The organism is Blastococcus xanthinilyticus (assembly GCF_008124835.1).
Lineage (GTDB): Bacteria > Actinomycetota > Actinomycetes > Mycobacteriales > Geodermatophilaceae > Blastococcus > Blastococcus xanthinilyticus.
In genome coordinates this window covers 168,401-195,044 of sequence record NZ_VNHW01000006.1, presented here as the reverse complement: position 1 = coordinate 195,044, position 26,644 = coordinate 168,401, and the positions used below count along the sequence as shown (strand labels likewise).

Sequence of the window (26,644 nt, the reverse complement as noted above, 5' to 3'; positions counted from 1 at the left end):
CGCCATGGGCTGTCACGGATCCGGCACAGGCCTCGCCGGCAGGCGGAACCGGACGACGGTGCCCGCACCCAGGCGGCTCTCGGCAGCCGTCGTGCCGCCGTGCCGCTCCACGACCGCCCGGACCAGGGGCAGGCCGAGCCCGCTGCCGGGGATGCGGCGGGCGCGCGGGCTGCGGTACAGCTCCTCCCAGATGTGGGGCAGGTCGGCCGCGTCGATGCCCGCGCCGGTGTCGGCCACCTCCACGAGCACGGAGCCGGCGGTCTCCCGGGCGCGCACCTCCACGGTGCCGCCCGGCGGCGTGTACTTGACGGCGTTGTCGACGAGGTTCACGACGGCGAGCGACAGCAGGTCCCAGTCTCCGTGCACCGGGGGCAGTGGCCACGGCGCGCGGGGCAGGTCCAGCCGTATCTCGCGATCGGCCGCGTCGGGCTGCTCGCCCACCACCTCCACCGCCTCGGTCAGCAGGGCCGACACGTCGACCGGCCGGGAGTCGATGCGGCCGGTCTGCACCTCGGCGATCTTCCGCAGGTCCGCCGTCAGCCGGCTCAGCCGGAGCAGCTGCTCCTGGATGCTGCCCAGCGCGGCGTGCTGGTCGGGACCCGGTGCGGCGGACCCCGCGTTGGCGACGGCGGCGCGCATCGCGGTGAGCGGGTTCTTCAGCTCGTGGTCCAGCCGGGAGAGCAGCAGCCGCCGGTCCGCGGCGGCGGCCGCGGCCGCCTGCGCGCCGACCCGCGCCCGGTACCGGTGCCGCAGCCACAGGACCGCCACACCGGTGGCCGCCAGCACGCTTCCGGCGATCCCCAGGGCCAGCAGCCAGTCGCCGAGTTCCGCACTGGCGCGGACGGCGATGCGGGGATCCTCGATCGCCCCGGCCTGCGCGGCGACCGCGGCGGCGATGCCCAGCGCCGCCGGGAGGCCGGCGAGCAGCCACCGCGCCCACCAGGATCTCCTCGCCGGGGGCCGTGCGGCGCCGTTCGCGGGGCCGTGCGGCTCAGGCACGCTCCACCGCACCGGAGAAGCGGTAACCCAGTCCCGGGACGGTGGTGATCAGCTCGGGATGGGCGGCGTCGTCCTCCAGGACCCGGCGCAGCTCCGCCACGCGCGTGTCTACGGCGCGGGCGCTGCTCTGGTACGTCCAGCCCCACACCGCCTCCAGCAACCGCTCCCGGGACAGCAGCTCGTCGGGGTGGGTCATGAAGTAGCCGAGCAGCACGGTCGCCCGCGGGGTCAGGACGACCTCGTCGCCGTCCCGGTGGACCCGCTGGGAGGCGCGGTCGAGCACGACCCGGCCGGAGCGCAGCCGTTGCGCCCCGGTCAGCGAGGGACCCTCGCCGCCCTGGCCGCGGCGGAGGACGGCGCGGATGCGGGCGACCAGCTCCTGCGGGTCGAACGGCTTGTTCAGGTAGTCGTCGGCGCCCTCCTCGAGGGCCATCGCCCGCTCGGTCGACTCCCCGACCTGGGTGAGGAGGATGACCGGGAGGGCGCCGTGCTCCTGCCGCACCCGGCGCAGCACGGCGCGCCCGTCGAGCCCGGGCAGCAGGACGTCGAGCACGAGCAGGTCGGGTGGGGTGGCGGCGACGAGCGCCAGCGCCGCCTCGCCGTCCCGGGCCACGGTGACGTCGAAACCCGCCCGGCCGAGGAACGGCGCGAGGTTGTCGGTGATCGCCGGCTCGTCGTCGACGAGCAGCACGGTGGGCATCTGTCTCTCCCGTCGCTGGCGCGGTGGCCGGTCAGCCGCCGGCGTAGGCCTGCTGCTCGATCCTGCCGCCCTGGCACACGGGGCCGAGCTCCCACTGCACCGCCAGCGGCTGGGTCTCGTCGGGCGGGATCACCGAGAGCGTCGCCGGGGTGGGCTGGCACGGCCCCGTCTCTTCGTCCCCCTCGCCGGGGATGGCGGCCCAGGTGAGCTGCGCGGTCACCGTCCCGCCGGGGGCCACGGACACCGTCTCCGGCGGGGGAGACGGCACCCGCACCTGCTCGGTGGGCAGGTCCTGGCCGTACTGGTCGACGAGCTGCAGGCCGCCGTAGCCGTGGACCTGGCACGTCCCGCCGCTGATGTTGCGCAGCTCGATCCGCGCGTGCCGGTGCCCGGCCGAGGAGTCCTCGGTGGCGAGCCGGCCCACCAGGCCGCCGGAACGGCAGCGCTCCGCGCTGGACGGCACGGACGGCGTCCCGGCGGGCCCTGAGGTCGGCGGCGTCGTGGCCGACGGGCCGGCCGGTGCGGAGGGCTCCCCAGTCGCGGAGGACCCGGGGTCGGCCGTGGTGACGTCTCCCTCGAAGGAGCATCCGGCGACCGCGAGGGCCGCCGCGGCCATCATGATCACGGCGGGCCGGCGGCAGATCACGCACCTCACCCTAGGCCGGGGGCCCTGGGAGCCGCGGCTACCGTCGGAGCCCATGGCCGATCCGACGACGACGGGGGACACCCGCCGCGAGCGCTGGGAACGGGCCGCGGAGTGGCCGCTGACCGGAGCCGCGGTTCTCTTCCTGGCCGCCTACGCCTGGCCGATCCTCGACCAGGACCTGGCTCCCTCCTGGCGGTGGGTCTGCACTGTCGTCGCCTGGACCACCTGGGCGGCGTTCGCGGTGGACTACGGAGTGCGGCTGACCCTGGCCGAGCAGCGCCGGCGGTTCGTCCGGACCCACCCGCTGGACCTCGCCGTCGTCGTCCTGCCGCTGTTCCGCCCGCTGCGCCTGCTGCGGCTGGTCACCCTGCTGTCGGTGCTCAACCGGCACGCGGGGCGGTCGCTGCGCGGGCGGGTCGTCGTCTACGTCTCCGGCGCCACCGCGCTGACGATGGTGGTGTCGTCCCTGGCCATCCTCGACGCCGAGCGGGGCGCCGAGGGCGCCAACATCGAGACCTACGGCGGGGCGCTGTGGTGGTCGTTCGCCACCGTGACCACCGTCGGCTACGGCGACCGGTACCCGGTGACGACCACCGGGCGGATGATCGCCGCCGGGCTGATGCTGGCCGGCATCGCGCTGCTCGGCGTCATCACCGCCACCTTCGCGTCCTGGCTGGTGCAGCGGGTCGAGGAGATCGAGGACGAGTCCACCTCGCTGACCCGGGGCGACGTGCAGGCGCTGGTCGCCGAGATCGCCGCCCTGCGGGCGGAGGTCACCCGGGTGGGCGGCGCTGCCGGAGACGGTCCCGCCGGCGACCGCTCAGCCTTGGACGCAGCCGCCGGGGACGGTCCGCCGGTCGGGTCGACGGCCGCCCGGTCCGCTCGCGGCTAGGACTCGCGGACCGCCCGCTCGCCCGCCGGCGTCACGGCCGGCGACGGGGCGCCCAGCGGTCGCCGGACGTACGCGGCGGCGAGCACCGCCCCCGCGACCAGGAGCGCGGCCAGGATCAGCACGGCGGTGCGGAAGCCGCCGGCGAACGCCGTCGGGTCGGTCTGGACGTCGCCGCTGAGCCCGGCGGCGACCGGGACGACCGCGACCGCGAGCAGACCGGCCGCCCGGGCGACGGCGTTGTTGACCCCCGACGCGACGCCGGCGTAGCGGTCCTCGGCCGAGTCGAGCACGGTGGCCGTCAGCGGGGCGACCAGCAGGGTGAGGCCGGCCCCGAAGAGGACGACCGAGGGGAGCACGTCGCCCAGGTAGGAGGCGTCCGCGCCGATCCGGAGCATCAGGAGCACGCCGACGGCGGCCACCAGCGGCCCGGCGGTGAGCAGGACGCGCGGACCGATGCGCTGCGCGAGCGCCCCGACGCGGGCGGAGAACAGCAGCATCAGGACGGTGACCGGGAGCAGCGCGGTGCCGGCGAGCAGCGGGCTGAACCCGGAGACCACCTGGAGCTGCAGCACCAGCAGGACGAACAGGGCGCCCAGCGCGGCGTAGACGAAGAGGGTCACGGCGTTGGCGGCGGTGAACTGGCGGTCGGCGAACAGCGCCGGCGGCACCAGCGGGTGCCGGGAGCGGCGCTCCACCAGCACGAAGGCGGCGAGGGCGACGGCTCCGGCCGCCCCGGCCAGCCAGGTGCTCGTGCCCGCACCGCCCTCGCCCGCGGCGGTGAGCGCGTAGGTGAGCCCGCCGAGCCCGGCGCCGACCAGCGCCGTCCCGGCCCAGTCCAGGCCGCGGGCGGCCGCAGGGTCCCGGGACTCGGGCACGTGCCGGGCCGCGACCGCGACGACCAGCGCGGCCAGCGGCAGGTTGATGAGGAAGACCGCCCGCCAGCTCCACTCCACCAGCCAGCCGCCGACGAACGGCCCGATCGCGGCGGCGACGCCGGAGAGCCCCGACCAGGCGCCGACGGCGGCGGCCCGGTCCGGCCCGGAGAACGAGGCGGAGATGATGGCCAGGCTGCCCGGCGTCAGCAGCGCCCCGCCGACGCCCTGCAGGGCACGGGCGGCCACGAGGGTCTCGATGTCGGGGGCCAGGCCGCACAGCGCCGAGGCCAGCGCGAACCAGCAGACGCCGACGACGAACACCCGGCGGCGGCCGAAGCGGTCGCTGAGCGATCCGCCGAGCAGGATCAGCGCGGCGAGGGTGAGCGTGTAGGCGTTGACCGTCCACTGCAGGCCGGCGAAGTCGGCGTCGAGGTCGGTGCCGATCCGCTCCAGGGCGACGTTGACGACCGTCGCGTCCAGCATGGCGACGCCGGAGCCGAGCACGGTCGCCAGCAGCACCCAGCGGGCGTGCGGCGTGCCCATGCGCAGGCCGCTGCCGGCCACAGGTGGTTCGGCCACGAGCGCACCTCCTCCGCCTGCCGGCAGCACCGCGTGCTGCTGCCGGTGTCCAACACCCGCCGGCAGCAGGGATTCCCGGCCCGGGCCGCCTTGGGCGCGGCTCGCGGGAGCGCGCAGAATGCACGGCATGGCGCCCGAGGCAGAGCTCGTCGTCGCGGCCGGAGAGGTGCCGGGCTACCTGGCGCCCACGGCGGCCCTCGTGGTGGCGGCCGCGGTGATCGGCTACCTGTCGGCCCGCATGCGGGTGGTCCCGATCGTGGGCTTCCTGGTGGCCGGGGTGCTGATCGGGCCGGCGCAGTTCGGCATCGTCGAGAACGGCGAGGCCGTGGAGGCCGCCGCGGACATCGGCGTCATCCTGCTGCTGTTCACCATCGGCATCGAGTTCTCCCTGGAGCGGCTGGCCCGGGTGTGGACCTGGATCGCCGTCGCCGGTGGCCTGCAGCTGGTGCTGGCGACCGGCGCCGGGCTCGGGCTGACCCTCGTGGCGGGTGGTGGCTGGCAGGACGGGCTGTTCACCGGCTTCCTGCTGGCGCTCTCCTCCACGGCGATCGTGCTGAAGCTGCTGGGGGAGCGGCGGGAGACCGGCGGCGTCCGCGGCCGGCTGGCGCTGGCGGTGCTGATCGCCCAGGACCTGGCGGTCGTCGCCATGGTGCTCGTCGTCCCGCTGCTGGGAGCGGGTGCCGACGGCGAGGGATCCGGCGGCGGGTCGCTGCTGTGGGCCCTGCTGACCGCGGTCGCGGTCATCGTCGTCGTCCTGTTCGTCGCCCGCCGGGTGATGCCCACGGTGCTCGACGTGGTGGCCCGCACCTGCTCGCCGGAGGTGTTCCTCCTCGCGATCGTGGCGGTCTGCTTCGGCACCGCCTACCTGACCGCGCTCGCCGGCGTGAGCGTCTCCCTCGGCGCCTTCCTGGCCGGCCTGGTGGTGAGCGAGAGCCGGGCCAGCACCCAGGCGTTCGCCGAGGTGATGCCGCTGCAGATCGTGTTCAGCGCGGTCTTCTTCGTCTCCGTCGGCATGCTGCTCGACGTCGGCTTCATGCTCGAGAACCTGCCGCTGGTGCTGGGCGCCGCGGCCGTGGTGCTGGTGGTCAAGACGCTGACGACGGCGGCCGCCGCCACCGTCGCCCGGATCCCGGTGCGCACGGCGCTCGCCACCGGGCTGCTGCTCGCGCAGGTGGGCGAGTTCTCCTTCGTGCTGCTGACCGTGGGCACCGCCGCCGGGCTGGCCCCGCTGGGGCTCGGCGACGACGGCTCCCAGGTGGTCGTCGCGACGACGGTGCTGCTCATGCTGCTCACCCCGCAGCTGGCCGCGGCCGGGGCCCGGATCGACCGGCGGCGCACCGTGCCCGCGGCCGGCGGCGGCACCCCGGACGGCGACGGCGCGCTGCGCGACCACGTCGCGATCATCGGCTGGGGGCCGACCGCGCTCGACCTCGCCGCGACCCTGCGCGGTCGGGGGGTGGACGTCGTGATGACCACGCTCAACCCCGACGGCGCGGCGCAGGCCGAGGCCGCCGGGCACCGGGTGGTCCGCGGCGACCCGACGAAGGGCGAGGTGCTGCGCATGGCGGGCGTGCCCGACGCCCGGCTGGCCGTGGTCGCCGAGGACGACCCCGAGCAGGCGGTGCGGGTCGTCGCCGCCACCCGCGCGGTGACCGGCGCCGCGATCGTGACCCGGCCGCTGGGTGCCGTCGACGTCGCCGAGCTGGCCGGCGCGGGCGCCGACCACATCCTCGACCGCGACCGGCTCTCCGGGCAGGCGCTGATGCACTCGGTGCTCACCGAGCTGGGGCACCCGGTCGGGGCTCCGGGCCGCGGGCGGACCCTCGTCGACACCGGCCGGGTGGTCCGGTACGCCTGGCCGGAGGGCAGCGGCTGCGAGCACGGCCCGGCGTCCCGGCCGGTGCTGCCCCTGGCGTCCGGCTGCGTCGGCTGCCTGCAGGAGGGCACCGAGTGGGTGCACCTGCGCACCTGCCTGAGCTGCGGCTACGTCGGGTGCTGCGACTCCTCGCCGCGCCGGCACGCCCGCGCGCACGCCGCCGCCGACGACCACCCGCTGATCGCCTCGGCCGAGCCGGGGGAGAGCTGGGCGTACTGCTTCGTCGACGACGTCACCGTGCCGGCGCCGGCCGGTGCGGCCCCGGAGGCGGAGGCCCCGGCCGCACAGCAGTGATCCCGTCCGCGCAGTGGTGCGCGTTCTCGTCCGACTGGAACGTGTAGAAGCACCCCGGGCTTGCGGCAAGGCCCCGGCGGGGCCGCACACTCGCCCGCCGGGGGCCGTTGACCGCGGGCGGTGAGCGAGGCGCCGGCGGTGGTGACCACCTGCCGGTCGGGGGCGGCTTCGTCGCTGCCCGGGACGGCCGTCACGGGGGCGACCGCACCTCCGGCGGCATCCGCGCTCCCCGGCTCTCCCGGAAGGACCGGTGCAGCCCGACGAGCAGGACCAGGATCAGCGCAGCCGGGGCGAGGAGGCGTCGCACGGCGCAGCCCGGGGCCCGTGATCGGGCTGTCGACCGGCGTCGGTGCGCGATCGTGACGATCGGCGACGTGTCGGTATCCGGCTGGGTACGAGGTCCACGACCGGATGACGACTCCAGCGGACGTGCCGGTTCCACACCGCGACGCGGGAACGCGTGGAGCCGGTGACGGGGGTCGTACCGGCATGGCCGGCTCGCTCTGCCTGCGCTCCCGGGCCGACCAGAGGTGAAGCGTGGCCGGAGCCTCGTCCGGCCGCCCCTCGGCCGGCGGCGGTCGGCCGTCGGGCGAACGGACCCCCGCGCCCGGACGGAAGGGCGGCCGACGCCTACCCGTCTCTGCGGCCTCGCGGGAGGTCACCGCGGCCCACAGCGGCCTCGCAGCCATTCAGCGACCGCTGCTTGCCCTGGTCGGGGCGTCGGCCGGATGCGCCCAGCATGGCCACGCCACAGCTCAGGATCAATGCCGCGCCCTGCCCAGCAGCGTTGGTCCCTGCCGCTTCCTGGTCGGCGTGCACCTCCTTCCTGGGGGCCGCCCGGGCACGATACCGTCCACGTACATGAACGGCCTTCGGTAGATATTCACGTGTGAGGACAGAGTTCTTGACGCTGTATGCGACGCGCCCTAGCGTGCCCGCCCATAGAGGGGCCGGTCCGGACTGCCGGCTTCCTATCGAGCCCAGGGGATCTCCATGACGTCGAGCCATCCACCCGTCCACCGACGCGCTCATGCGCCGCTCCGCCGATCGTTCGCGCTCCTGCTGTCACTGGCCCTCGCGTTCGGAGTGCTCGGCATCGCATCGGCGGCCAAGGCCGTCGCGGCGCCGGTGGACGGCGTGCTCAAGATCGTTCTCTTCTACAAGCCCAATTTCCACGCCTCCCACGTCCAGGCGCGTGAGGCCGTCCGTCAGCTGGCCACCGAGATCGGCGCCTCGTCCGGTCAGACGGTGGAGATCCAGGAGACCGACGACGCCGGCACCTTCACCGACGCGAACCTCGCGGACAAGGACGCGGTCGTCTTCGCGCAGACCGGCGGCATCCTTTTCGACGACGCCCAGCGCGCGGCCCTCGAGACGTTCATCCGCGGCGGCGGCGGCTACATGGGCCTGCACTACGCCGGCTGGTCGGTGGGGCAGAGCGAGCACGACGTGAACCCCTTCTACGCCCGCCTCGTCGGTGCCGTCTCGGAGGGGCACCCGGAGAACCCGGCCGTGCGGCCCGGTCGCGTCGTCGTGAAGGACCCGGGGCACCCGCTCACGCAGGGCCTGCCGGCGGAGTTCACCCGCAGCGACGAGTGGTACGACTGGGTGGTCAACCCGGCCCCGAACGTCCGCACGCTGCTCGAGGCCGACGAGGCCTCGTACGTGACCGACGACAGCGGCGGCCGCCAGGGCACCTCGCACCCGATCACGTGGTGCCAGGAGATCGACGAGGGCCGGTCCTGGTACACCGCGATGGGCCACGAGGGGACGGCGTACGCCGAGCCGGTCATGCAGGCGCAGATGCGACAGGGCCTGGCCTACGCCGCCGGCGTCGTCGCCGCAGACTGCTCGCCGCCGGTCAAGGAGGAGGTCGGCGCCTGGAGCGGTGTCACGCCCTGGCCGCTGGTGCCCATCAACGTCGCCCTGACCTCCGACGGGCGGGTGCAGTCCTTCGGCAGCGTGTCGACCGGGTGCACCGACGGCAACCCCTACGACTGGTCGGGCAACAGCTGCGTCGCGCAGGGCGGCCAGTTCGAGATCGACGTGTGGGACCCCGCGACGCCGCGCACGCTGGCGAACCTCCGCGACGGAGTCGTCCCCAACACCACCTACACCGACCTGTTCTGCGCGATGCAGGTGCAGGACCCGCACCGCCATTCCACGATGACCGTGGGCGGTGACGACGGCCTCGGCGACTTCAACGACCCGGTGAACGGCGCCGTCGGCGTCACAAGCTACTCAACGAACAACGGCCTGCAGACCGAGGCCCCGATGAACTACCCCCGGTGGTACCCGACCGGGACCACGATGCCCAACGGCGACATCGTCGTGCAGGGCGGCAGCGTGCGTGGTGTCGCCGGCCCGGGCGTGCACACACCCGAGATCCGCACCGCCGACGAGGGAGCCGGGTGGCGGGTGCTGACCGGCGCGACCAGCTCCGTCGCCTACGGCGACGGCGGCGGGGACCACGCGGGCCAGGACGAGAACCGCTGGTGGTACCCGCGTGCCTTCGTGGCGCCGGGCAACGGCAACCTGTTCAACATCAGCGGCACGCAGATGTTCGAGCTCGACCCCAGCGGCGAGGGCACCCTGACGCTGCGCGGCACGCTCCCGGCGGCCGTCGCCAGCCAGGGCGGCCTCGGCAACCCGGTGGGCGCGACCTCCACGGCCACCATGTACCGGCCCGGCAAGATCCTCCAGGTCGGTGGCGGCTGGTGGGCCAACGGTGGCGGCCCCGACGGCGCGCGCGCCGGCTTCACCGTCGACATCACCGGAGCCGACGGAACGGCGAACCCGGTGATGGCACCCACCGAGCCGATGCGGTACCAGCGCCACTGGGCGACCTCGACCGTCCTGCCCGACGGGGACGTGCTGGTCACCGGCGGCGGCCGGGAGAACAACGGCCGCGACGACGTCGTGACCAACCCGGAGATCTGGGACCCGGAGACCGGGAAGTGGACCACCGTCGACGTGCCGCACGAGCACGCCCGGCTCTACCACTCCACCGCGCTCCTGCTGCCCGACGGGCGCGTGATGCTCGGTGGCGGCGGCACCCCCGGTCCGCGGAACTACACCGACGTCGAGTACTACTCGCCGGCCTACCTCTTCGACGGCGACGCCCCTGCGGCCCGCCCGGAGATCCTGCAGGCCCCGGAGAGCATCGGCTACGCCGGGACGTTCGACGTCGCCACCTCCGGTGACGTCTCCCGCGTGACCCTGGTGCGCAATGGGTCGGTGACGCACGGGTTCAACAACGACCAGAACTTCCAGGACCTCGAGTTCGTGCAGACCGGTCCCGGACAGGTCAGCATCACCGCCCCGCAGGACGGCACGTACGCGCCCCCCGGTGCCTACATGCTGTTCGTCTTCGACGCCGACGGGACGCCCTCGGTGGCCTCGATCGTGACGATCGATCCCACCGTCCCGATGGACACGCGGACCCCGCAGGTCGTCGACCAGTTCGAGTACCCCCGGGTGCCCGCCGAGTGGCGGAGCGCCACCCCGCCGACCGTGGTGGACGTCGCGCCGGGCAACGGCCGGATGTCCCCGTGGGGGATCGTCAGCCCGGTGCAGCTGGTGCGTGCCACGGCCCCGAGCAACGGCGGCCTGGGCCACGTCGGCTACCACCTGGCCCTGGGCCCGGCCGGCACCATCGAGCGCCGGATCTCCGGTCTCGACGTCGGCCGTGAGTACCGGCTCTCGCTGCGCTACGCCCGCGACAGCCGGGCAGCGGCCGAGAGCGGTGACGCGACGGCGCGGGTCGCCATCGGGTCCCTGGACGCCACCATCACCGCGACCGCGGCGGGCAACCCGTCGCAGAGCGGCCGGGCGGTCACCTTCGGGACCTACGTCGGGACCTTCACGGCGTCGGCCCGGTCGGAGACGCTCACCCTCGCCGGGCCCGGTACCGGTGCCGGCATGGTCGTCGACGACCTCGTGATCATCAGTGCCGACCCCGGCACCGGTGACGTGCCCGTGCAGTACTCGTTCGAGGAGGGTGCCGGCACCACGGCGGCCAACACCGGCGGCGACGCGTCCGTCGGCTCGGCGACCCTCACCGGCGGCACGGCGTGGTCCGAGGAGGGCGTCTACGGCACGGCCGTCGACCTGCCGGGCGGCGACCGCGCCAACGCGGTGGACCTGCCGGACGACCTGCTCCGGGGTGCGGCGGACTTCTCCACGTCGTTCTGGGTCCGTCCCGACGAGCCGCGCACGAACTGGACCGGCCTGTTCCACATCGGCAACGGGACCGACGGCTTCTTCCAGATCCAGACCGGCACCCAGGCCGACGGCCCGACGGGGTTGGCGGCCACCTTCAAGGCACCCGGAGCCGATCTGCAGGAGCGGGTCCACGCCGGCCCGGCCACCGACCTGGTCCTGGGCCAGTGGAACCATGTCGCCTTCACGCGGAGCGGCACGACCGGCACGCTGTACCTCAACGGTGCCGCGATCGCCAGCCGCGACGACCTGACCATCGACATGGCCGACCTCGGCGCGACCGCCGACAACTGGCTCGGTCGGAACGGGTACCCGGATGCCGCGCTGAACGGCCTCATGGACGAGGTCCGGCTCTACCGGTCCACGCTCTCCGCGACCGACGTGGCCGCACTGCACGCCGAGGGCTCGGCGCTGCGGACGACCACGACGGTCTCGGTCGCCCCGGCGTCGCCCTCACCGTTCGGTGAGCCGCTGACGGTGTCGGCCGAGGTGCAGGGCGCCGACGGCCAGCCGGCCGAGGGCCGTGCCGAGCTGTGGATCGACGGGGCGCGCAAGGGCGACGCCGCTGTGGTGACCGCCGGAGCCGTCTCGTTCCCCGAGGTCGCGTTGTCCCCGGGTGACCACCAGATCGAGGTCCGGTACCTCGCCGCAGAAGGCTGGCGCAACTCCACGGCATCGGTGACCCACACCGTGGAGCGTCCGCCGGTGGGCGAGGGGGTCCCCGTTCACTACACCTTCGACGAGGGCGCGGGCACCCAGGCCGGCAACTCCGGCACCGATCCGTCGATCGGTCCGGCGGTGCTCTCCGGCGACACGACCTGGACCCCGGACGGTCGGTTCGGGCCCGCGGTGTCGCTGCCCGGTGGCGCCTCGGGAACCCCGCACTTCGTCGACCTGCCGGACAACATCTCGGCAGGCATGGACACGGAGTTCACCGTGTCGTTGTGGATCAGGCCGGACGCGCTGCCCAACTGGGTGCCGCACGTGCAGATCGGCAGCAGCACCGACAAGTTCTTCCTGCTGCAGTCCTCCACGCAGGCGAACGGGGCCACCGGCTTCGCCGCCACGTTCAAGAAGGCCGGCGTGCCGGCCCAGGAGCGGCTCGCGCTCGGCGCGGGCAACGACCTGCCCCTGAACGAGTGGACGCACGTGGTGTTCACCCAGCGGGGCTCGACCGGGAAGATCTACTTCGACGGCGAGCTCCAGGGCACGCGCACCGACTTCACCATCGACATCGGTGACATCGGGGCCGGCGGCACCACGGCCAACTTCATCGGGAACACCAGCTGGGGCGACCCGCACCTGGACGGCCTGGTCGACGACTTCCGGATGTACGGCTACGAGCTCACGGCCGAGCAGGTCCAGGAGCTCTACCAGCCGCCGGACAGCCCGAACACCGCCCCGGTCGGCGTCTCCGACGCCTACACCACCGAGGAGGGTATGGCCCTGACCGTCCCGGCGCCCGGGGTGCTCGCCAACGACACCGATGCCGACGGCGACGCACTGACGGCTACCGACGTCACCCAGCCGGTCAACGGAACCGTGACGGTGGGGGCGGACGGGTCGTTCACCTACACCCCCGACGCCGGGTTCAGCGGCAAGGACCTCTTCACGTACGCCGTGACCGACGGCAGCGCGAAGTCCGAGCCGGTCCGGGTGACGCTCACCGTCGAGCGGGCTGCGCCGCCGGCGGTCACGCAGACCGTTGCGACGGCCGAGACGTTCACCTACGGCCAGCCGGGCACGGTCGTCGCGACCGTGACCCCGGGGACGGCCGAAGGTGTGGTCGCGGTGCGGGAGGGGACGACGGTCGTCGGGACGGCGACCCTGTCGGCGGGACAGGCCACGGTCACGCTGCCGGCGAAGTCACTGCTCCCGGGATCGCACCTGCTGAGCGTGCGTTACGTGGGCGACGAGGCCCACGCCCCCTCGGTGACGTACCTGTCGGTCGAGGTGGAGAAGGTCACCCCGACCATGACGGTGGGGGCGCCGGTGAAGGACGGGAAGAACGCGACCGTCACGGTGTCCCTCACGGCCTCCGACGACATCCCGCTCACCGGGGAGGTCGACGTCACGGCCACGGGTGGCACGACGGTCACCGGAACTCTGCGGGACGGTTCGGTGGTCCTGACGCTGCCGAAGCGGACCAAGAACTCCGGGACGATGACCGTGGTCTACCGGGGTAGCGATCTGGCCGCCTCGGTGCGGCAGACGGTCAGCTACAAGCTCGGCTAGGCCCAGAGCACCCACGGGGTCCGGAGGACAGCCTCCGGGCCCCGTGGTGTCCGTCCTCAAGTCCCTCCACCGCGCGGCCTGCGGATCCTCCAGACTGCGCGGTCGAGACCCTGGGGCGGTACGTCGGCGCCCTGCCGCGCCCGCGGCAGGGCGCCGACGCTGCTCGGCGATGTCGCCTCGTCACGGTGCCGCGGCCGGGTCCCGGTGGGGCCGCCACACCCGGTAGGTCGGGGGGCGAACCCCTCGTCAGCCTGCTCGCCGGCCGGTGCCCCGGCTCGGTAGGCGTCGCCGCGCCTCACCGTCCGCCCGGTGCTGGGCCATCACGGCACGAAGCCGGCCGGGCCCAGGGCCCGGCCGGCTTCGGGAGCTCGGAGAAGTGTGTTCAGACCTCGTCACCGAGGGCTGCGACCACCGCGGCGCGGCTGTCGTCCTCGGAGGCGAGGACCCCGCCGTTGGCGACGATGTCGGGCGTGATCTCGGTGAACACCATGCGGACGTCCTGGCGGCGGGCGCCGAGGATCTCCACAGCGCTGTCCGCGACGGCCTGGGCGAAGGCGCGGCGCTGGTCCACGGTCCGGCCGCGGAGGAGTTCGACGGTGATGTTGGGCATGGCAGTCCCCTTCTGAGGCGAGCAGGTGGTCAGTGGCTGAACGTGGCCCGGGCCTGCAGGAGCAGCGAGACGATCTCCTGCTCGCGTGCCTCGTCCAGGCGGACGACCGGCACGGAGATGCTGATCGCATCGCGCGTGCCCGCACGCTGTCGCAGGGCGACCCCGAAGCAGCGCAGGTCCGAGGCGGATTCCTCGTCGTCGATCGCGTAACCCGTGCGCCGGATCCGATCGAGGTCCTCGAGCAGCCGCGCACGGTCGGTGATCGTCTTCGGCGTCATCGCATCGAGCTGGGGCGGCAGGCAGGCGAGCGCCGCCTCGGGTGCCATCTCGGCGAGCAGCGCCTTGCCGAGGGCCACGGAATGGGCCGGCAGGCGCCGTCCGACGGAGGAGAAGAGCCGGAGCGGGTGCGTCGACTCCCGCTTGGCGAGATACACGACGTCGCCCCCCTCGATGCGACCGAGGTGCACCGTCTCCCCGGTCTGCTGGGCCAGCTGGTCGAGCACCGGGGCGGTCTGGCGGACGACGGCGTCGCTGTCGACGTAGGCGGAGCCGGCGAGCAGTGAGCGGACTCCGAGGCCGTACAGGGTCCCGGTGACGTCGGTCTCCAGCCAGCCGCGCCACTGCATCGTCCGCAGCAGCGCATGCATGCTGCTCTTGGGGACCTGCAGATGAGCCGCGAGGTCTCGCAGCGTGAGGGGACCGTCCGTGGCGAGGGCCTCCAGGACCTCGAGCACCCGGGCCGCGGACTTCACCGGCCGGAACTCGTCGCCGGTCGCACCGACGTCGTCCGTCGGGTGATCCGTGGTCTTATCCGCTCCTCCGGCCATGCCGAGCTGAGCCACCATGCCGTCCAGGTTAGCAGATCGCGTTCACATCCTTGACAACCGTTCGACGCGTTGATTGAGTGGCCTCGGTCACTGTTGCGGACGCTGTTCGCATACGTGAACAGCAGTGGTGGTGATGTCGACGAGCGAGGGATGACGCGGTGGACCTGGACGTGGCGACGCTGGGCGAGGCCCTGATCGGCCTCGACAGCGGCGGAGGTCGCATCGAGTCGGCCCGCACGCTGACGAAGTCCGTCGGGGGCGCCGAGAGCAACACGGTGATCGGCCTCTCCCGGCTGGGCCACCGCACCGCCTTCATGGGGCGGGTCGGTGACGATCCCTTCGGCCGCGAGGTCGAGCGCACCCTCCGCGGCGAGGGGGTCGACGTCTCCCGCCTGGAGCGCGACGTCTCCCGCCCCACGGGGCTGCTGCTCAAGGAGCGCTGGGACTCCCGCGTGTCGGTCTACTACTACCGGACCATGAGCGCCGGATCGGCGTTGGATGCGTCCGACGTCGACCTCGACCTCGTCGCCAGGGCCCGGGTCCTGCACCTGACCGGGGTGACGCTGGCCCTGGGGCAGGGGCCCCGCAAGGCGGCGCTGACGGCCGCGACCGCCGCACGGGCGGCCGGTGTCCAGGTGTCGCTGGACGCCAACTTCCGCCACAAGATGGGCACCTCGGAGGAGCTGGTCGGGCAGTTCAACGAGCTGGCCCCGCTGGCCGACCACATCCTGCTGAGCTGGTCCGACGCCGTCGTCTGCGCCGGGTCCGCGGAGAAAGCCGCGGTGCATGACTACGCGTGCCGGCTCGGCGCGCCGACCGTCGTGGTGAAGGGCGCGCGCGGCGGCGCCGTCGCGTTCGTCGACGGCAACCTCGTCGCCGAGGTGGAGCCGTCTCCGGCGGTCGTCGTGGACCCGGTCGGGGCCGGCGACGGCTTCGCGGTCGGCTACCTGCACGGCGTGCTGACCGGAGCCGACATCCGGACACGGCTCGCCATCGGAGCGTGGGTCGCCGGCCGGGCGATCGGCCACTGCGGCGACTACGAGGGGCTGCCGCTGGCCAGCGAGCTCGCCGCCGAGCTGTCTCCCGAGACCTCCCCGCGCCCGGGGGTGGCCCGATGACCGGGGCGATGACGGCGGGGTCGTTCGTCGCCTCGCTCGGCCGGCACCGGGTGGTGGCCGTCGTCCGCCACCACGACGCCGACGCGGCGCGGGAGATCGCCCGCGCCTGCATCGCCGGCGGCCTGGGCCTGATCGAGATCACCCTGACGACCCCCGACGCCGTCGCACTCCTCTCGGACCTCGCCGCCGGTGCCCCGGAGGGGGTGCTGGTCGGCGCGGGGACCGTGCTCGACCCCGACCAGGTCCACGCGGTGGTCGACGCCGGCGCACGCTTCCTGGTCTCACCGGCCACCGACCCGGACGTCGTCGCCACCGCGGTCGCCGCGGGGGTGCCGTTCGTCCCCGGCGCCGCGACGCCCAGCGAGATCGCGCTCGGCCGGCGCCTCGGCGCCCCCGTCGTGAAGGTCTTCCCGGCCGGTGCCCTGGGGCTGTCCTTCCTGAAGTCCGTCGTCGCGGTCATGCCGCAGGTGCCGCTGCTGCCCTCGGGCGGGATCTCCGTCGCCCAGGTGCCGCAGTGGCTGGGCGCCGGCGCCCTCGCCGTCGCGATCGGCAGCGAGCTCGACGCGGCGCACGCCTCCGGGGGCGCGGATGCGGTCGCGGCGCTGGCCGCAACCGCTGCCGCGACCGCCGGCCAGCACCGCCCCACCCATCGACCACACACCCTGGGAGTTCCGTCGTGACCGCCGAGAACCGGCCGATGCTCGAGATCCGCCACGCCGCCGCCCCCAGCTCCGTCGAGACCGCGACGACGGAGGAGCTGCGCGCGCGCTTCGTCGTCTCCGGCCTCTTCGTCCCCGGCGAGGTCCGCGGCACCTACACCCACCACGACCGCATGGTCGTCGCCGGCGCCGTCCCGGTCGGCACGGACGTGCTGCCTCTGGGCGAGAGCCCGGTGCTCGGGGAGGGCCCGTTCCTCGCCCGCCGCGAGCTCGGCATCATCAACGTCGGCGACGACGGCGAGGTGCTGGTCGACGGGCAGGCGCACCGGCTGGGCCGGCTCGACGGCATGTACGTGCCGCGCGGCCGCGACGTCGGGTTCCGCGGCGAGGGCGCCCGCTTCTACCTGGCGTCCGCCACCGCCCACACCGACGGCGAGACGGCCGTCTTCCGCCACCACGAGGTCGAGCCCGTGGCGGTCGGGGACCAGGCCGGCGCCAGCCGCCGCGGCCTGTACCGCTACGTCTGGGGGCCCGGCGGGCACCCGTCCTGCCAGCTGCAGATCGGGGTGACCGTCGTCGCCGACGGCTCGGTGTGGAACACCATGCCCCCGCACCTGCACGACCGCCGTACCGAGGTCTACTGCTACACCGGCCTCCAGGAGGGGGCCCGGGTCCTCCACGTGATGGGGGAGCCGGGCCGCACCCGCCACGTCTGGCTCGACGACGGCGAGGCGGTCATCAGTCCCCCGTGGTCGGTGCACGCCGGCGCCGGCACCGGTTCCTACGCCTTCATCTGGGCGATGGCCGGCGAGAACAACGACTACACCGACCTGGGACCCGTCCCGGTGGGGGAGCTGTGACCGCCGGTCCGGCCGCCGCGCTGGGGGCCTTCTCGCTCGCCGGCCGACGGGCGCTGGTCACCGGCGCCGGGCGCGGGATCGGGCGCGCGCTGGCCGTCGGCCTCGCCGCGGCGGGCGCGGAGATCGTCCTGGCCGGACGGCCGGGGAGAAGCGAGGGCACGCTGGAGGCGCTGGCCGGCATGGGCGCGGCCGCCTCCACCGTCGACCTGGATCTCTCCAGCCCGGCGGACATCGGCGCCGGCCTGCTCGACCGGCTGCCCGGGCCCGTCGACGTGCTGGTCAACAACGCCGGGGCGATTGCCCGGGACGACGCCGTCGACGTCGACCTGGCCGCGTGGAACGCGGTCGTCGACGTCAACCTGACCTCGCTGTTCCAGCTCACCCGGGTGCTGGCCCGCCCGATGCTGGAGCGCGGCGCCGGCAAGGTGATCAACGTCGCGAGCCTGCTGTCGTTCCAGGGCGGGCTGCGCGTCACCTCCTACGCGGCCAGCAAGCACGCCGTCGCGGGGTTGACCCGGGCGCTGGCCAACGAGTGGGCCGCCGCCGGGGTGCAGATCAACGCCATCGCTCCCGGCTACATCGAGACCGACAACACCGCCCCTCTCCGCGAGGACGCGGAGCGTCGCCGCAGCATCGACAGCCGGATCCCGGCGGAGCGCTGGGGGCGCCCCGAGGACCTGGTCGGCGCGGCCGTCTTCCTCGCCTCGAGCGCCTCCGACTACGTCAACGGGCACGTGCTCGTCGTCGACGGGGGATGGATGGCGAGGTAGTGCGACCGGCTGGAGGAGAGGACCCGACCAGGGGGCACGAGCCCCCGGTCACTGCGCACCACAAAGGAGATGACCCGTCATGGCAGCACGGATGAACCGCACTCGCGGCACAGCACTGATCGGTAGCGTCGTCGTGGCGCTCGCCCTGTCGGCCTGCGGCGGCGAGTCGTCGGCGGAGGCGGAAGGGGAGGGCTCCGGTTCGACCGGGAACTGCGCGCCCGAGGACATCACGCTCGTCGGCCAGGTCCGCAACCAGACCAACCCCTACGAGGCGGCGTGGCTCGCGGGCGGTGACGCCTTCGCGGAATCCGTGGGCCTCGAGCAGCAGAAGCTGACCTACGACGGGGACTCCCAGCAGCAGCAGGAGCAGATCCGCCAGGTGCTCGCCTCGGGCGACGCGTCGTGCACGGTCATCAACGCGCTGCCCAACGGCGACAGCGACACGACCCCGATCGTGAACGCGGCGGACAGTGCCGATGCCTGGCTGGTCACGCAGTGGAACAAGCCGGCCGACCTGGACCCGACCGAGTACGAGCGGTGGATCGCCCACCTGACCTACGACGGCGTCGAGTCCGGCTACCAGATCGCCAAGGCGCTCTTCGAGGAGATGGGCGGCAGCGGCGGGGTCATCGCCCTGCAGGGCATCCTCGACACCGCGGCGGCGCAGGACCGGTTCCTGGGCCTCCAGAAGGCGCTCGAGGAGTACCCCGACATCGAGCTGCTCGACGACCAGACCGCGGACTTCGACCGCGCGACGGCTCTCGAGGTCACCCGCACCCTGCTCACCCAGCACGGTGACAAGGTGGGCGGCGTCTGGGCCGCCAACGACGACATGGCCCTGGGTGCCGTCCAGGCGCTCGAGGCCGCGGGCGTCGACGGGGTCGCCGTCGCCGGCATCGACGCCGTCCCCGAGGCCCTCGAGGCGATCGCCGACGGCAGCATGACCGCGACCGTGTCCAGCGACGGTCCGTGGCAGGGCGCCGTGGGTCTGGCCATGGGCTACTGCGCGGCCACCGGTGAGCTCGACGTCGCGAGCATCGACGCCGACGACCGCGCCTTCTTCGCCGAGCAGTTCCTCATCACCGAGGACAACGTCCAGGAGTTCTCCGACCCCCAGCTCGACATGTCGGAGTTCGACTGCGACTCGCTGTTCAGCCGCGCGACTGGTCCGATCGCCGCGTCGTGATGGCCGGCGACACCACACCGCATGCTCCGACCCGTTCCCTGGAGCCGGCGCCCCTCGCGGATGCGCCGGCCCCGGGGGCGGGCGGGGGGAACGGAGACGCCCCGGGCACGACGTCGGGCCGGGCACGTGCGACCCGCAGCGCCGACGTCGTGCAGACCCGGGCCTCGCTCATCGCCCTGGCGGTGCTGGTCGTGGTGTTCGCCGCCATCAGCCCGCAGTTCCGCACCGTCGGCAACCTCCAGCAGATCATCGACGCGGCGGCGGTTCTCGCCGTCCTGGCGACCGGCATCACCTTCGTGCTGTTGCTCGGCGCCATCGACTTGAGCCTGCCCGGCGTCATCGGTGCGTGCGCCATGACCGTCTCGCTCCTGGTGGCCAACTCGCGGAACACCCAGGACCTCGGACTGCTGGGGATCGGCCTCACGATCCTGCTGGGGGCGGGGTTCGGGCTGCTGTCGGGCGTGCTGTCGACCCGGCTGCGGATCCCGACGTTCATGACGACGCTGGGGATGTCGGCCATCGGCCTCGGCATCGCCACCATCCTGTTCGCCGGCGTCCGCCCCGTCGTGCTCGACGAGGGCCTCGGTGCGTGGGCCGCGCACCGGATCGGCGGGTTCACCGTCATGAGCCTGCTCGCCGTGGCGGCCGTCGCGCTGGGCTGGGCCATTCAGCGCTGGACCCGCATCGGCCGGTACGCCGCGGCCATCGGCGGAGCGGAGGACATCGTCCTCCTGTCGGGCGTCCCCGTCGCCAGGTACAAGACCCTGGCCTTCGGGGTGGCCGGCGCCTTCTACGGCCTCGGCGCGGTCATGCTCACCGCCCGGCTGGGCTCGGGTGTTGTCGAGGCCGGTGCCGGGACGGACTTCGCCGCCATCACCGCGGCGGTCATCGGCGGGACCCTGCTCTCGGGCGGCCGCGGCGGTGTCCTGCAGTCGATGATCGGCGTGCTGGCCCTCACGGTGCTGGCCAACGGCCTGATCCTCACCGGCGTCAGCCCTTACGTCCAACAGGCGGTCCAGGGCGTCATCGTCGTCCTCGCGGTCGCCGTCGCCACCTGGCCCGTGCGCCGCCGTCTGGGAGTGGTCAAGTGATGTCGAACCACGCGCCGATCGCACCGGACGCCTCCCGGTCGACTGCTCCGGTCCTGGCCGTGCGCGGCCTGACCAAGCGCTACCCCGGCGTCCTGGCCCTCGACGGCATGGTCCTGGAGGTGCGCCCCCGCGAGGTCGTCGGGCTCATCGGCGAGAACGGGGCCGGGAAGTCGACCCTGCTGAAGTCGCTGGTCGGCCTGGCGCAGCCCGATTCCGGCTCCATCGTCGTCCGCGGCGAGGAGGTCCGGCTGCGCGGTGTCGCACATGCCGCCTCGGTCGGGATCGGCATGGTGTTCCAGGAGCAGTCGCTGGTCCCCAACATCAGCGTCGCCGAGAACATCCTGCTCGGTGCCGAGGGGGCAGGGGTCCGGGGCGGGCTGTTCCGGTGGCACCGCATGGCCGAGCTGGCGCAGGTGCAGCTGGACAAGATCGGCTCCGCCGTCTCCCCGCGTGCCCGCACCGACAGCCTGACGTTCGCCCAACGCCAGATGGTCGAGGTGGCGAAGGTGCTGGCGCTGGAGGAGCGCACGGCGCACGAGCCGGTGGTGCTGCTCGACGAGCCCACCAGCGTCCTGGAGCGGGAGGAGGTCGAGACCCTCTTCGCCCAGGTGCGCCGGCTGCGCGAGCGCGCGTCGGTCGTGTTCGTCTCCCACCGCCTCGACGAGGTCCTGGAGATCTCCGACCGGGTCTACGTGCTGCGCAACGGCCGCGTCGTCGCCGAGGTGGACCCGGCCGAGGTCGACGCCACCGATCTCCACCACCTGCTGGTCGGGCGGGAGTCGACCGGCAGCCATTACCACGACGACGCCCAGCAGGAGCCGGCCGGAGACGTCCGGCTGTCGGTCCGGGAGCTGCAGACGGCCGGGTGCGACAAGGTCTCCTTCGAGATCCGCTCCGGCGAGGTCCTCGGTGTGGCCGGCGTCCAGGGCTCCGGTCGCGAGGAGCTGTGCCGCGCCCTGTTCGGGGCGATGCCGGGCGCCCGCGGCCAGGTGCTGCTCGACGGCAGACCCCTGCGCCTGGACTCACCGCGGGCGGCCGTCCTCGCCGGCGTCGGGTACGTGCCGTCGGAGCGGCGCACCGAGGGGGTGGTCAGCTCCATGTCGGTCACGGAGAACCTGTCGATGGCCCACGTCGGGACCGTCTGCCGGGGCCCGCTGATCGACGGCCGCCGCGAGCGGGAGCTGGTGGACACGTGGGTGCGCCGCCTCGGCATCCGGACGCCGTCGGGGGACACCGCCATCGGCACCCTGTCCGGCGGCAACCAGCAGAAGGTCGTCCTCGCCCGCTGGATGGTCTCGGAGGGCCTGCGGCTGCTGATCCTGGACCACCCGACCCGTGGCCTCGACGTGGGGGCGAAGTCGGAGGTCTACGAGCTCATCCGCGAGCTCGCCGCCTCCGGCTGCGCCGTCCTGCTGCTGTCGGACACCTTGGAGGAGGCGCTGGCCATGAGCCACCGCGTCCTGGTGATGAAGGACGGGCGGATCACCGCCTGCCTCGACGCGCCCCGTGGGGGCAAGCCCGACCCCGTAGCGATCATGGAGGCGATGGTGTGACCGAGACCGCTGTCGAGACGACCGGACCGGGGGACGACGACGGCCCGGCCTCCGGGGCGGCGCGCCGGTCGCGGCGCGACCTGGCGCTGCTGGTCATGCCCGGTGCCGTGCTGGTGCTACTCCTCCTCGCCCTGTCGACGCGCAACCCCGACCTGCTCTCGCCGGACAGCCTGCTGGCCATCGCCGACAGCGCCGCGCCGCTGATGGTGCTGGCCATCGGGGTCACCGTGGTCATCCTCTGCGGGGGCATCGACCTGTCGATCGCGGCCCTGGCGGCGCTGTCCTCGGTGCTGTTCGCGATGTGGATCCCGCTGTTCGGGGCGGCCGCCGCGGTGCCGGTGATCGCCGTCGCCGCCCTCGCCGGGGCGGTGCAGGGCCTGGTGCACGTCAAGGCCAAGGTCAACTCCTTCATCGTCACCCTGGGTGGCCTGGCCCTGTGGTCGGGCATCGCTCTGGTGATCTCCGGCGCCAGGACCGTGCCCGTCAGCGACGTGGACGCGATCCGGTGGGCCTTCACGACGGTCGCCGGCCTGCCGAGCGCGGTGCTGATCGCCCTGGGCGCCGTCGTGGTGCTCGGTTCGGTGCTCCGCCTGACGCCCGCCGGCCGGTGGGTGCGCGCGGTGGGCCACGCCGAGCAGGCCGCCCGGCTCGCCGGCATCCCGGTGGGCGCGGTGAAGGTCGCGGCGTTCACCACCTCGGGCGCCTGCGCCGGCCTGGCCGGGGTGCTGCTCGTCGCCCGGACGTTCAGCGGCGCGCCCAGCCTCGGCGCCACGCTGCTCCTGCCCGCGGTCGCCGCGGTCGTCGTCGGCGGCACCGCTATCACCGGTGGGTTCGGCGGCATCGGCCGGACCGTCATCGGCGCGCTCATCGTCATCGTCCTCCGTGTCGGCCTGTCGCTGATCGGGGTCGACGCCGGATTCGAGTCGATCATCTACGGCGTCCTGATCATCGGCGCGGTCGCCGTGACGATCGACCGCACCAAGCTCGACGTCCTCAAATGACCACCCGGCTGCTCCGCGCCGCCCGTACCCACCTGTTCCCATACGTCAGAAGCCCGCACCGAGACCACCGGAGGCCCTCGTGACCACCACCCTGCCCCGCACCGACCTGCTGCCCGCCGTGTCGGCCTTCCTCGCCGCAGAGCGGCGGATGCTGATCGGCGACGAGTGGGTGCCGGCCGCGTCCGGCCGCACCTTCGACACCCTCGACCCCGCCACCGGCCAGGTGCTCACTAGCGTTCCGCAGGCCGACGAGGGCGACGTCGACCGCGCCGTCCGGGCCGCCCGCGCGGCGTTCGAGCCCGGCTCGGCGTGGCGGCGCACGACGCCCCGGCAGCGTGCCCGGCTCCTCTGGCGCACCGCCGAGCTGATCGACGCCCACGCCGAGGAGCTCGCCCAGCTGGAGACCCTCGACAACGGCAAGCCGATCGCCAGCGCCCTCGGGGACGTCGGCGTCGCGGCCGAGCTGTTCCGCTACTTCGCGGGCTGGGCCACCAAGATCGAAGGCACCACCATCCCGATGTCCACCGAGGACCGCAGTTACCTCGCCTACACCGTGCGCGAGCCTGTCGGGGTGGTCGGCGCGATCGTCCCGTGGAACTTCCCGTTGACGATGGCCTGCTTCAAGGTGATCCCGTCGCTGACGGCCGGGAACACCGTGGTGCTCAAGCCGGCCGAGCAGACCCCGCTGTCGGCCCTGCGGCTGGGGGAGCTGCTGCTCGAGGCCGGGCTCCCGACCGGCGTGCTCAACATCGTCACCGGGTTCGGGGACGCCGGGGCGGCGATTGTCGCCCACCCGAACGTCGACAAGGTCGCTTTCACCGGCTCGACCGAGACCGGTAAGCGCATCGTCGCCGCGGCCGCCGGCAACCTGAAGAAGGTGTCGCTCGAGCTCGGCGGCAAGGCGCCCAACATCATCTTCGCCGACGCCGATCTGCCTGCGGCCATCGCGGGGTCGGCGCACGCGGGGTTCTTCAACCAGGGCCAGTGCTGCGTGAACGGCTCACGCCTCTACGTCCAGCGGGACGTGTTCGACGAGGTGGTGGCCGGGATCGCCGAGGTCGCCCGGGGCATCACCCTCGGCAGCGGCTTCGACCCGGCCACCGACATGGGGCCGCTCATCACCGCCGAGCAGCAGGCGATGGTGCTCGGCCACGTGGAGCGCAGCATGGCTGACGGCGCCACCGCCGTGGCCGGCGGTGCCCGGGGCCGCGACGAGGGCTTCTTCATGCAGCCCACGCTGCTCACCGGCGTCGGGGAGGACGCCCCGATGCAGCGGCTGGAGGTCTTCGGCCCGGTGGTCACCGCGACGCCGTTCGATACCGAGGAGGAGGTGTTTCGGCTGGCCAACGACACCCGGTACGGGCTGGCTGCCGGTGTCTGGACGCGCGACTCGGGCCGGGCGCACCGGGCGGGCGCGGCCCTGCGGGCGGGCACCGTGTGGCTGAACACCTGGCACGCCGACGACGTGGTGCTCCCGCGCGGTGGGTTCAAGGAGTCCGGCTGGGGACGCGAGCTCGGCTCGTTCGGCCTCGACGACTTCACCGAGCTCAAGACCGTCATCGCCGACATCAGCTGACGGCGGCCGGCACGTGGATCGTCCGGGGGCGGGGGCGCAGCCGCCATCTCCCCGTGCGCCCACGTGCCGATCCCGCCGAGGCCCGGCCGGTCGGGCGGGACGGGCCGGCCGGTGGGCGGCGCGTGCCGTGCTGGCGGTCCTCGCCGCGCTCGTGGCCGTGCCGGTGCTCGTACTCGGCACGGCCGGGCCGGCCCGCGCCCACGCGACGCTGATCGGCACCGCGCCCGCCGAGGGCGCGGTGCTGACGGCGGCGCCCGACCGGGCCGTGTTCACGTTCGACGAACCGGTCGTCGAGGTGCCCGGCGGCGTCCAGGTCTTCGACGCCCGGGGGCGGGCGATCGAGTCGTCGGCGGCGGTCGGTGGCGCGGAGCTGCTCGTGACGCTGCCCGGGTCGGTGGGGGAGGGGACGCTCGTCGTCGTCTGGCGGGTGGTCTCCGAGGACGGCCATCCCCTCAACGGGTCGCTCAGCTTCTCCGTCGGTGCCGCCAGCACCGACATCGCCCGGCCGCCGGCCGCCGCGGCCGGGGCCGCGCAGGCGCCGCCGGCGCTGAGCCTGGTTCGCTGGGGGGGCTACGCCGGCCTGTTCCTGGCCACCGGGCTGGTGGGGTTCGCGGCGCTGTTCCTGCCCCCGTCCGCGAACCGGGCCCGGCGCCGGATCGCGACGGTGGCGCGCGCCGGAGCCGTGGTGACGGCGCTGGCGTGGCTCGCGGTGCTGCCGCTCACCGCGTCGTACCGGGTCGGCGCCGGCGCGTCGCTGTTCCCGGGGCGCACGGGCTGGTCGTCGTTGTCCGCCGCCGAGCACAGCGTCACCGCGGCGGTCGTCGTCGGCGTGGTCGCGGCCGTGGCGCTGCTGGGCCGCGGCCGATCCGGGGGGAGGCTCGCGCTCACCGTGGCGGTGGTCGCGGCCGGGGCCCCGGCCTGGACCGGGCACACCCGGGCGGCGTCACCGGAGGTGCTGGCCGTCGGGGTGGACGTGCTGCATCTGCTCGCCGGCAGCGTCTGGTTCGGTGGGCTCGTCGGGCTCGCGCTGACCCTGCCGGAGCTCGCCGGGCGGGGGACCGGTGCCGCCGAGGTGCTCGCCCGGTTCTCCGGCGTCGCAGCGGGCATCCTGGCCGTCCTGGTGGTCACCGGGTCGGTGCTGGCCTGGCGGTTCGTCGGCTCCTGGGACGGGCTGACCGGCACCGGTTACGGCCAGCTGCTGCTGCTCAAGATCGGGGTGGCTGCGCTCGCCGTCGGCATCGCGGCCTGGAACCGGTTCCGGCTGCTGCCCCGCGTCCGCCGGGCGAGCCGCGAGCCGGCCCGCCGGTCCGGTGCGCGGCTCGTCACCCGGTCCGTCGCGGCCGAGGCGGCGGTCCTCGTGGCCGTCGTCCTCGTCACCGGGTTCCTGGTCGACCGGAGCCCCGAGGGCTCGGTCGCGCGGGCCGCCTCCGCCGGGACGGGAGGAGGCGGTGTGCAGACCGTGCGACTGGAGGACGTCGTCGTGCGGGCCGCGCTCTCCCCGCAGGCGGTCGGCCCGAACACCCTCACCATCGAGGTGGCGGACCCGACCGGCGGGCCGGCCGGGACCGTCCAGTCGCTGTCGGCGCGGGTCTCGTCGGAGGAGCTGGACCTGGGCACCGTGCCCCTGGCGTTCGCGGCGGCCGGCCGCTACACCGCCTCGGTCGTGCTCCCCGCGGCGGGCGCCTGGCGGGTGCAGGTGTCCCTCCGGTTCGGCGAGTTCGAGAGCTCGCTCGCCACCGCGGAGTTCACCGTCGCGGCCGGCTGAGCACGACCGGCCGGGTCCGGCCCTGGCCGACTCCGGGGATCGGGCGCGTCGCTCGGTTGAGCACAACTGTGCCGATCGACCGCTCGGGACGGCAGCCCCGAGCCCGGAGGACCACCGTCCCATGGCCGATCCGTTCGCCGGCTTCCGCGCCGCCGTGGGGGGCCGCGACGTCGACGCGGCCGTCGCGCTGTTCACCGACGACTGCACCTTCCTGTCACCGATCGTCCACCGGCCCTACGTCGGCAAGGAGCCGCTGGGGTTCCGGCCCCGGTCGACCGCACTCGCCGGTACCGGGCTGATGGGCCTCGCCT

19 protein-coding genes are annotated in these 26,644 nt (G+C 74.0%); 13 read left to right on the top strand and 6 right to left on the bottom strand.

Features of this window, described 5'->3' with window-relative positions:
- Nucleotides 1-12: 12 nt before the first annotated feature.
- Genes BD833_RS11410 through BD833_RS11400 form a run of 3 tightly spaced genes read right to left on the bottom strand, consistent with a single transcriptional unit; the run spans nucleotide 13 to nucleotide 2,162 of the window.
- The gene (locus BD833_RS11410; RefSeq protein WP_166533244.1) at nucleotides 13-999 is read right to left on the bottom strand and encodes a sensor histidine kinase; all 987 of its coding nucleotides are present in this window, start codon (nucleotides 997-999) and stop codon (nucleotides 13-15) included.
- Complete coding sequence (locus tag BD833_RS11405) at nucleotides 992-1,699, bottom strand: response regulator (protein WP_166533243.1); 708 nt, start codon at nucleotides 1,697-1,699, stop codon at nucleotides 992-994. Before BD833_RS11405 ends, BD833_RS11410 begins: the two co-directional genes overlap by 8 nt.
- 31 nt (nucleotides 1,700-1,730) lie before the next feature.
- Nucleotides 1,731-2,162 carry a DUF4232 domain-containing protein gene (locus BD833_RS11400; RefSeq protein WP_166533242.1) on the bottom strand — a complete coding sequence of 144 codons (432 nt, stop codon included), beginning with the start codon at nucleotides 2,160-2,162 and terminating at the stop codon, nucleotides 1,731-1,733.
- Nucleotides 2,163-2,397: 235 nt separating this feature from the next.
- Here BD833_RS11400 and BD833_RS11395 point away from each other — a divergent pair, with 235 nt between their 5' ends.
- Complete coding sequence (locus tag BD833_RS11395; protein WP_166533241.1) at nucleotides 2,398-3,237, top strand: potassium channel family protein; 840 nt, start codon at nucleotides 2,398-2,400, stop codon at nucleotides 3,235-3,237.
- Here BD833_RS11395 and BD833_RS11390 read toward each other — a convergent pair.
- Nucleotides 3,234-4,691: an MFS transporter gene (locus BD833_RS11390; protein WP_243737599.1), complete on the bottom strand. Its 1,458-nt coding sequence runs from the start codon at nucleotides 4,689-4,691 to the stop codon at nucleotides 3,234-3,236. The two genes, BD833_RS11395 and BD833_RS11390, sit on opposite strands and share 4 nt — an antisense overlap.
- A gap of 127 nt (nucleotides 4,692-4,818) precedes the next feature.
- Here BD833_RS11390 and BD833_RS11385 point away from each other — a divergent pair, with 127 nt between their 5' ends.
- Together BD833_RS11385 and BD833_RS11380 are read left to right on the top strand one after the other, a co-directional pair.
- Nucleotides 4,819-6,861: a cation:proton antiporter gene (locus BD833_RS11385; protein WP_166533240.1), complete on the top strand. Its 2,043-nt coding sequence runs from the start codon at nucleotides 4,819-4,821 to the stop codon at nucleotides 6,859-6,861.
- 1,086 nt (nucleotides 6,862-7,947) lie between these two features.
- Entirely contained in the window at nucleotides 7,948-13,317 is a 5,370-nt protein-coding gene (locus tag BD833_RS11380) for a LamG-like jellyroll fold domain-containing protein (protein WP_208092602.1), read from the top strand.
- Nucleotides 13,318-13,699: 382 nt separating this feature from the next.
- Here BD833_RS11380 and BD833_RS11375 read toward each other — a convergent pair whose 3' ends face one another.
- Nucleotides 13,700-13,927: a tautomerase family protein gene (locus BD833_RS11375; protein ID WP_166533238.1), complete on the bottom strand. Its 228-nt coding sequence runs from the start codon at nucleotides 13,925-13,927 to the stop codon at nucleotides 13,700-13,702.
- A 29-nt stretch (nucleotides 13,928-13,956) separates the two neighbouring features.
- Nucleotides 13,957-14,772 (bottom strand): IclR family transcriptional regulator, encoded by an 816-nt coding sequence (locus BD833_RS11370; protein WP_243737598.1) that lies wholly within the window; start codon nucleotides 14,770-14,772, stop codon nucleotides 13,957-13,959.
- A 140-nt stretch (nucleotides 14,773-14,912) separates the two neighbouring features.
- Between BD833_RS11370 and BD833_RS11365 the strand changes: the two genes are divergently transcribed.
- From BD833_RS11365 to BD833_RS11320, 10 genes are all read left to right on the top strand, one after another.
- Nucleotides 14,913-15,872 carry a sugar kinase gene (locus tag BD833_RS11365; RefSeq protein WP_166533237.1) on the top strand — a complete coding sequence of 320 codons (960 nt, stop codon included), beginning with the start codon at nucleotides 14,913-14,915 and terminating at the stop codon, nucleotides 15,870-15,872.
- Nucleotides 15,869-16,552, top strand: a complete 684-nt coding sequence (locus BD833_RS11360) for a bifunctional 4-hydroxy-2-oxoglutarate aldolase/2-dehydro-3-deoxy-phosphogluconate aldolase (RefSeq protein ID WP_166533236.1) — start codon at nucleotides 15,869-15,871, stop codon at nucleotides 16,550-16,552. The genes BD833_RS11365 and BD833_RS11360 overlap by 4 nt, the downstream gene beginning before the upstream one ends.
- Complete coding sequence (gene kduI, locus BD833_RS11355) at nucleotides 16,549-17,391, top strand: 5-dehydro-4-deoxy-D-glucuronate isomerase (protein ID WP_208092601.1); 843 nt, start codon at nucleotides 16,549-16,551, stop codon at nucleotides 17,389-17,391. Before BD833_RS11360 ends, kduI begins: the two co-directional genes overlap by 4 nt.
- Complete coding sequence (locus BD833_RS11350) at nucleotides 17,388-18,161, top strand: SDR family oxidoreductase (protein ID WP_243737597.1); 774 nt, start codon at nucleotides 17,388-17,390, stop codon at nucleotides 18,159-18,161. Before kduI ends, BD833_RS11350 begins: the two co-directional genes overlap by 4 nt.
- A gap of 79 nt (nucleotides 18,162-18,240) precedes the next feature.
- Nucleotides 18,241-19,347, top strand: coding sequence for a sugar ABC transporter substrate-binding protein (locus BD833_RS11345; protein ID WP_208092600.1), 1,107 nt, complete (start codon nucleotides 18,241-18,243; stop codon nucleotides 19,345-19,347).
- 149 nt (nucleotides 19,348-19,496) lie between these two features.
- Nucleotides 19,497-20,438, top strand: a complete 942-nt coding sequence (locus BD833_RS11340) for an ABC transporter permease (protein ID WP_208092599.1) — start codon at nucleotides 19,497-19,499, stop codon at nucleotides 20,436-20,438.
- The gene (locus tag BD833_RS11335; protein WP_166533338.1) at nucleotides 20,438-21,991 is read left to right on the top strand and encodes a sugar ABC transporter ATP-binding protein; all 1,554 of its coding nucleotides are present in this window, start codon (nucleotides 20,438-20,440) and stop codon (nucleotides 21,989-21,991) included. Before BD833_RS11340 ends, BD833_RS11335 begins: the two co-directional genes overlap by 1 nt.
- Nucleotides 21,988-22,992: an ABC transporter permease gene (locus tag BD833_RS11330; RefSeq protein WP_166533235.1), complete on the top strand. Its 1,005-nt coding sequence runs from the start codon at nucleotides 21,988-21,990 to the stop codon at nucleotides 22,990-22,992. Before BD833_RS11335 ends, BD833_RS11330 begins: the two co-directional genes overlap by 4 nt.
- 79 nt (nucleotides 22,993-23,071) lie before the next feature.
- On the top strand, nucleotides 23,072-24,568 hold the full coding sequence (locus BD833_RS11325) for an aldehyde dehydrogenase family protein (RefSeq protein WP_243737596.1): 1,497 nt from the start codon (nucleotides 23,072-23,074) through the stop codon (nucleotides 24,566-24,568).
- Nucleotides 24,569-24,695: 127 nt separating this feature from the next.
- Complete coding sequence (locus tag BD833_RS11320; RefSeq protein WP_208092597.1) at nucleotides 24,696-26,333, top strand: copper resistance CopC/CopD family protein; 1,638 nt, start codon at nucleotides 24,696-24,698, stop codon at nucleotides 26,331-26,333.
- Nucleotides 26,334-26,644: the final 311 nt, after the last annotated feature.

What these genes read in the sequence shown, in the direction of transcription:
- BD833_RS11385 (WP_166533240.1), top strand. Translation starts at nt 4,819, where the DNA reads ATGGCGCCCGAGGCAGAGCTCGTCGTCGCGGCCGGAGAGGTGCCGGGC.
- BD833_RS11360 (WP_166533236.1), top strand. Translation starts at nt 15,869, where the DNA reads ATGACCGGGGCGATGACGGCGGGGTCGTTCGTCGCCTCGCTCGGCCGG.
- BD833_RS11370 (WP_243737598.1), bottom strand. Translation starts at nt 14,772, where the DNA reads ATGGTGGCTCAGCTCGGCATGGCCGGAGGAGCGGATAAGACCACGGAT.
- BD833_RS11375 (WP_166533238.1), bottom strand. Translation starts at nt 13,927, where the DNA reads ATGCCCAACATCACCGTCGAACTCCTCCGCGGCCGGACCGTGGACCAG.
- BD833_RS11405 (WP_166533243.1), bottom strand. Translation starts at nt 1,699, where the DNA reads ATGCCCACCGTGCTGCTCGTCGACGACGAGCCGGCGATCACCGACAAC.
- BD833_RS11345 (WP_208092600.1), top strand. Translation starts at nt 18,241, where the DNA reads ATGGCAGCACGGATGAACCGCACTCGCGGCACAGCACTGATCGGTAGC.
- BD833_RS11335 (WP_166533338.1), top strand. Translation starts at nt 20,438, where the DNA reads ATGTCGAACCACGCGCCGATCGCACCGGACGCCTCCCGGTCGACTGCT.
- BD833_RS11395 (WP_166533241.1), top strand. Translation starts at nt 2,398, where the DNA reads ATGGCCGATCCGACGACGACGGGGGACACCCGCCGCGAGCGCTGGGAA.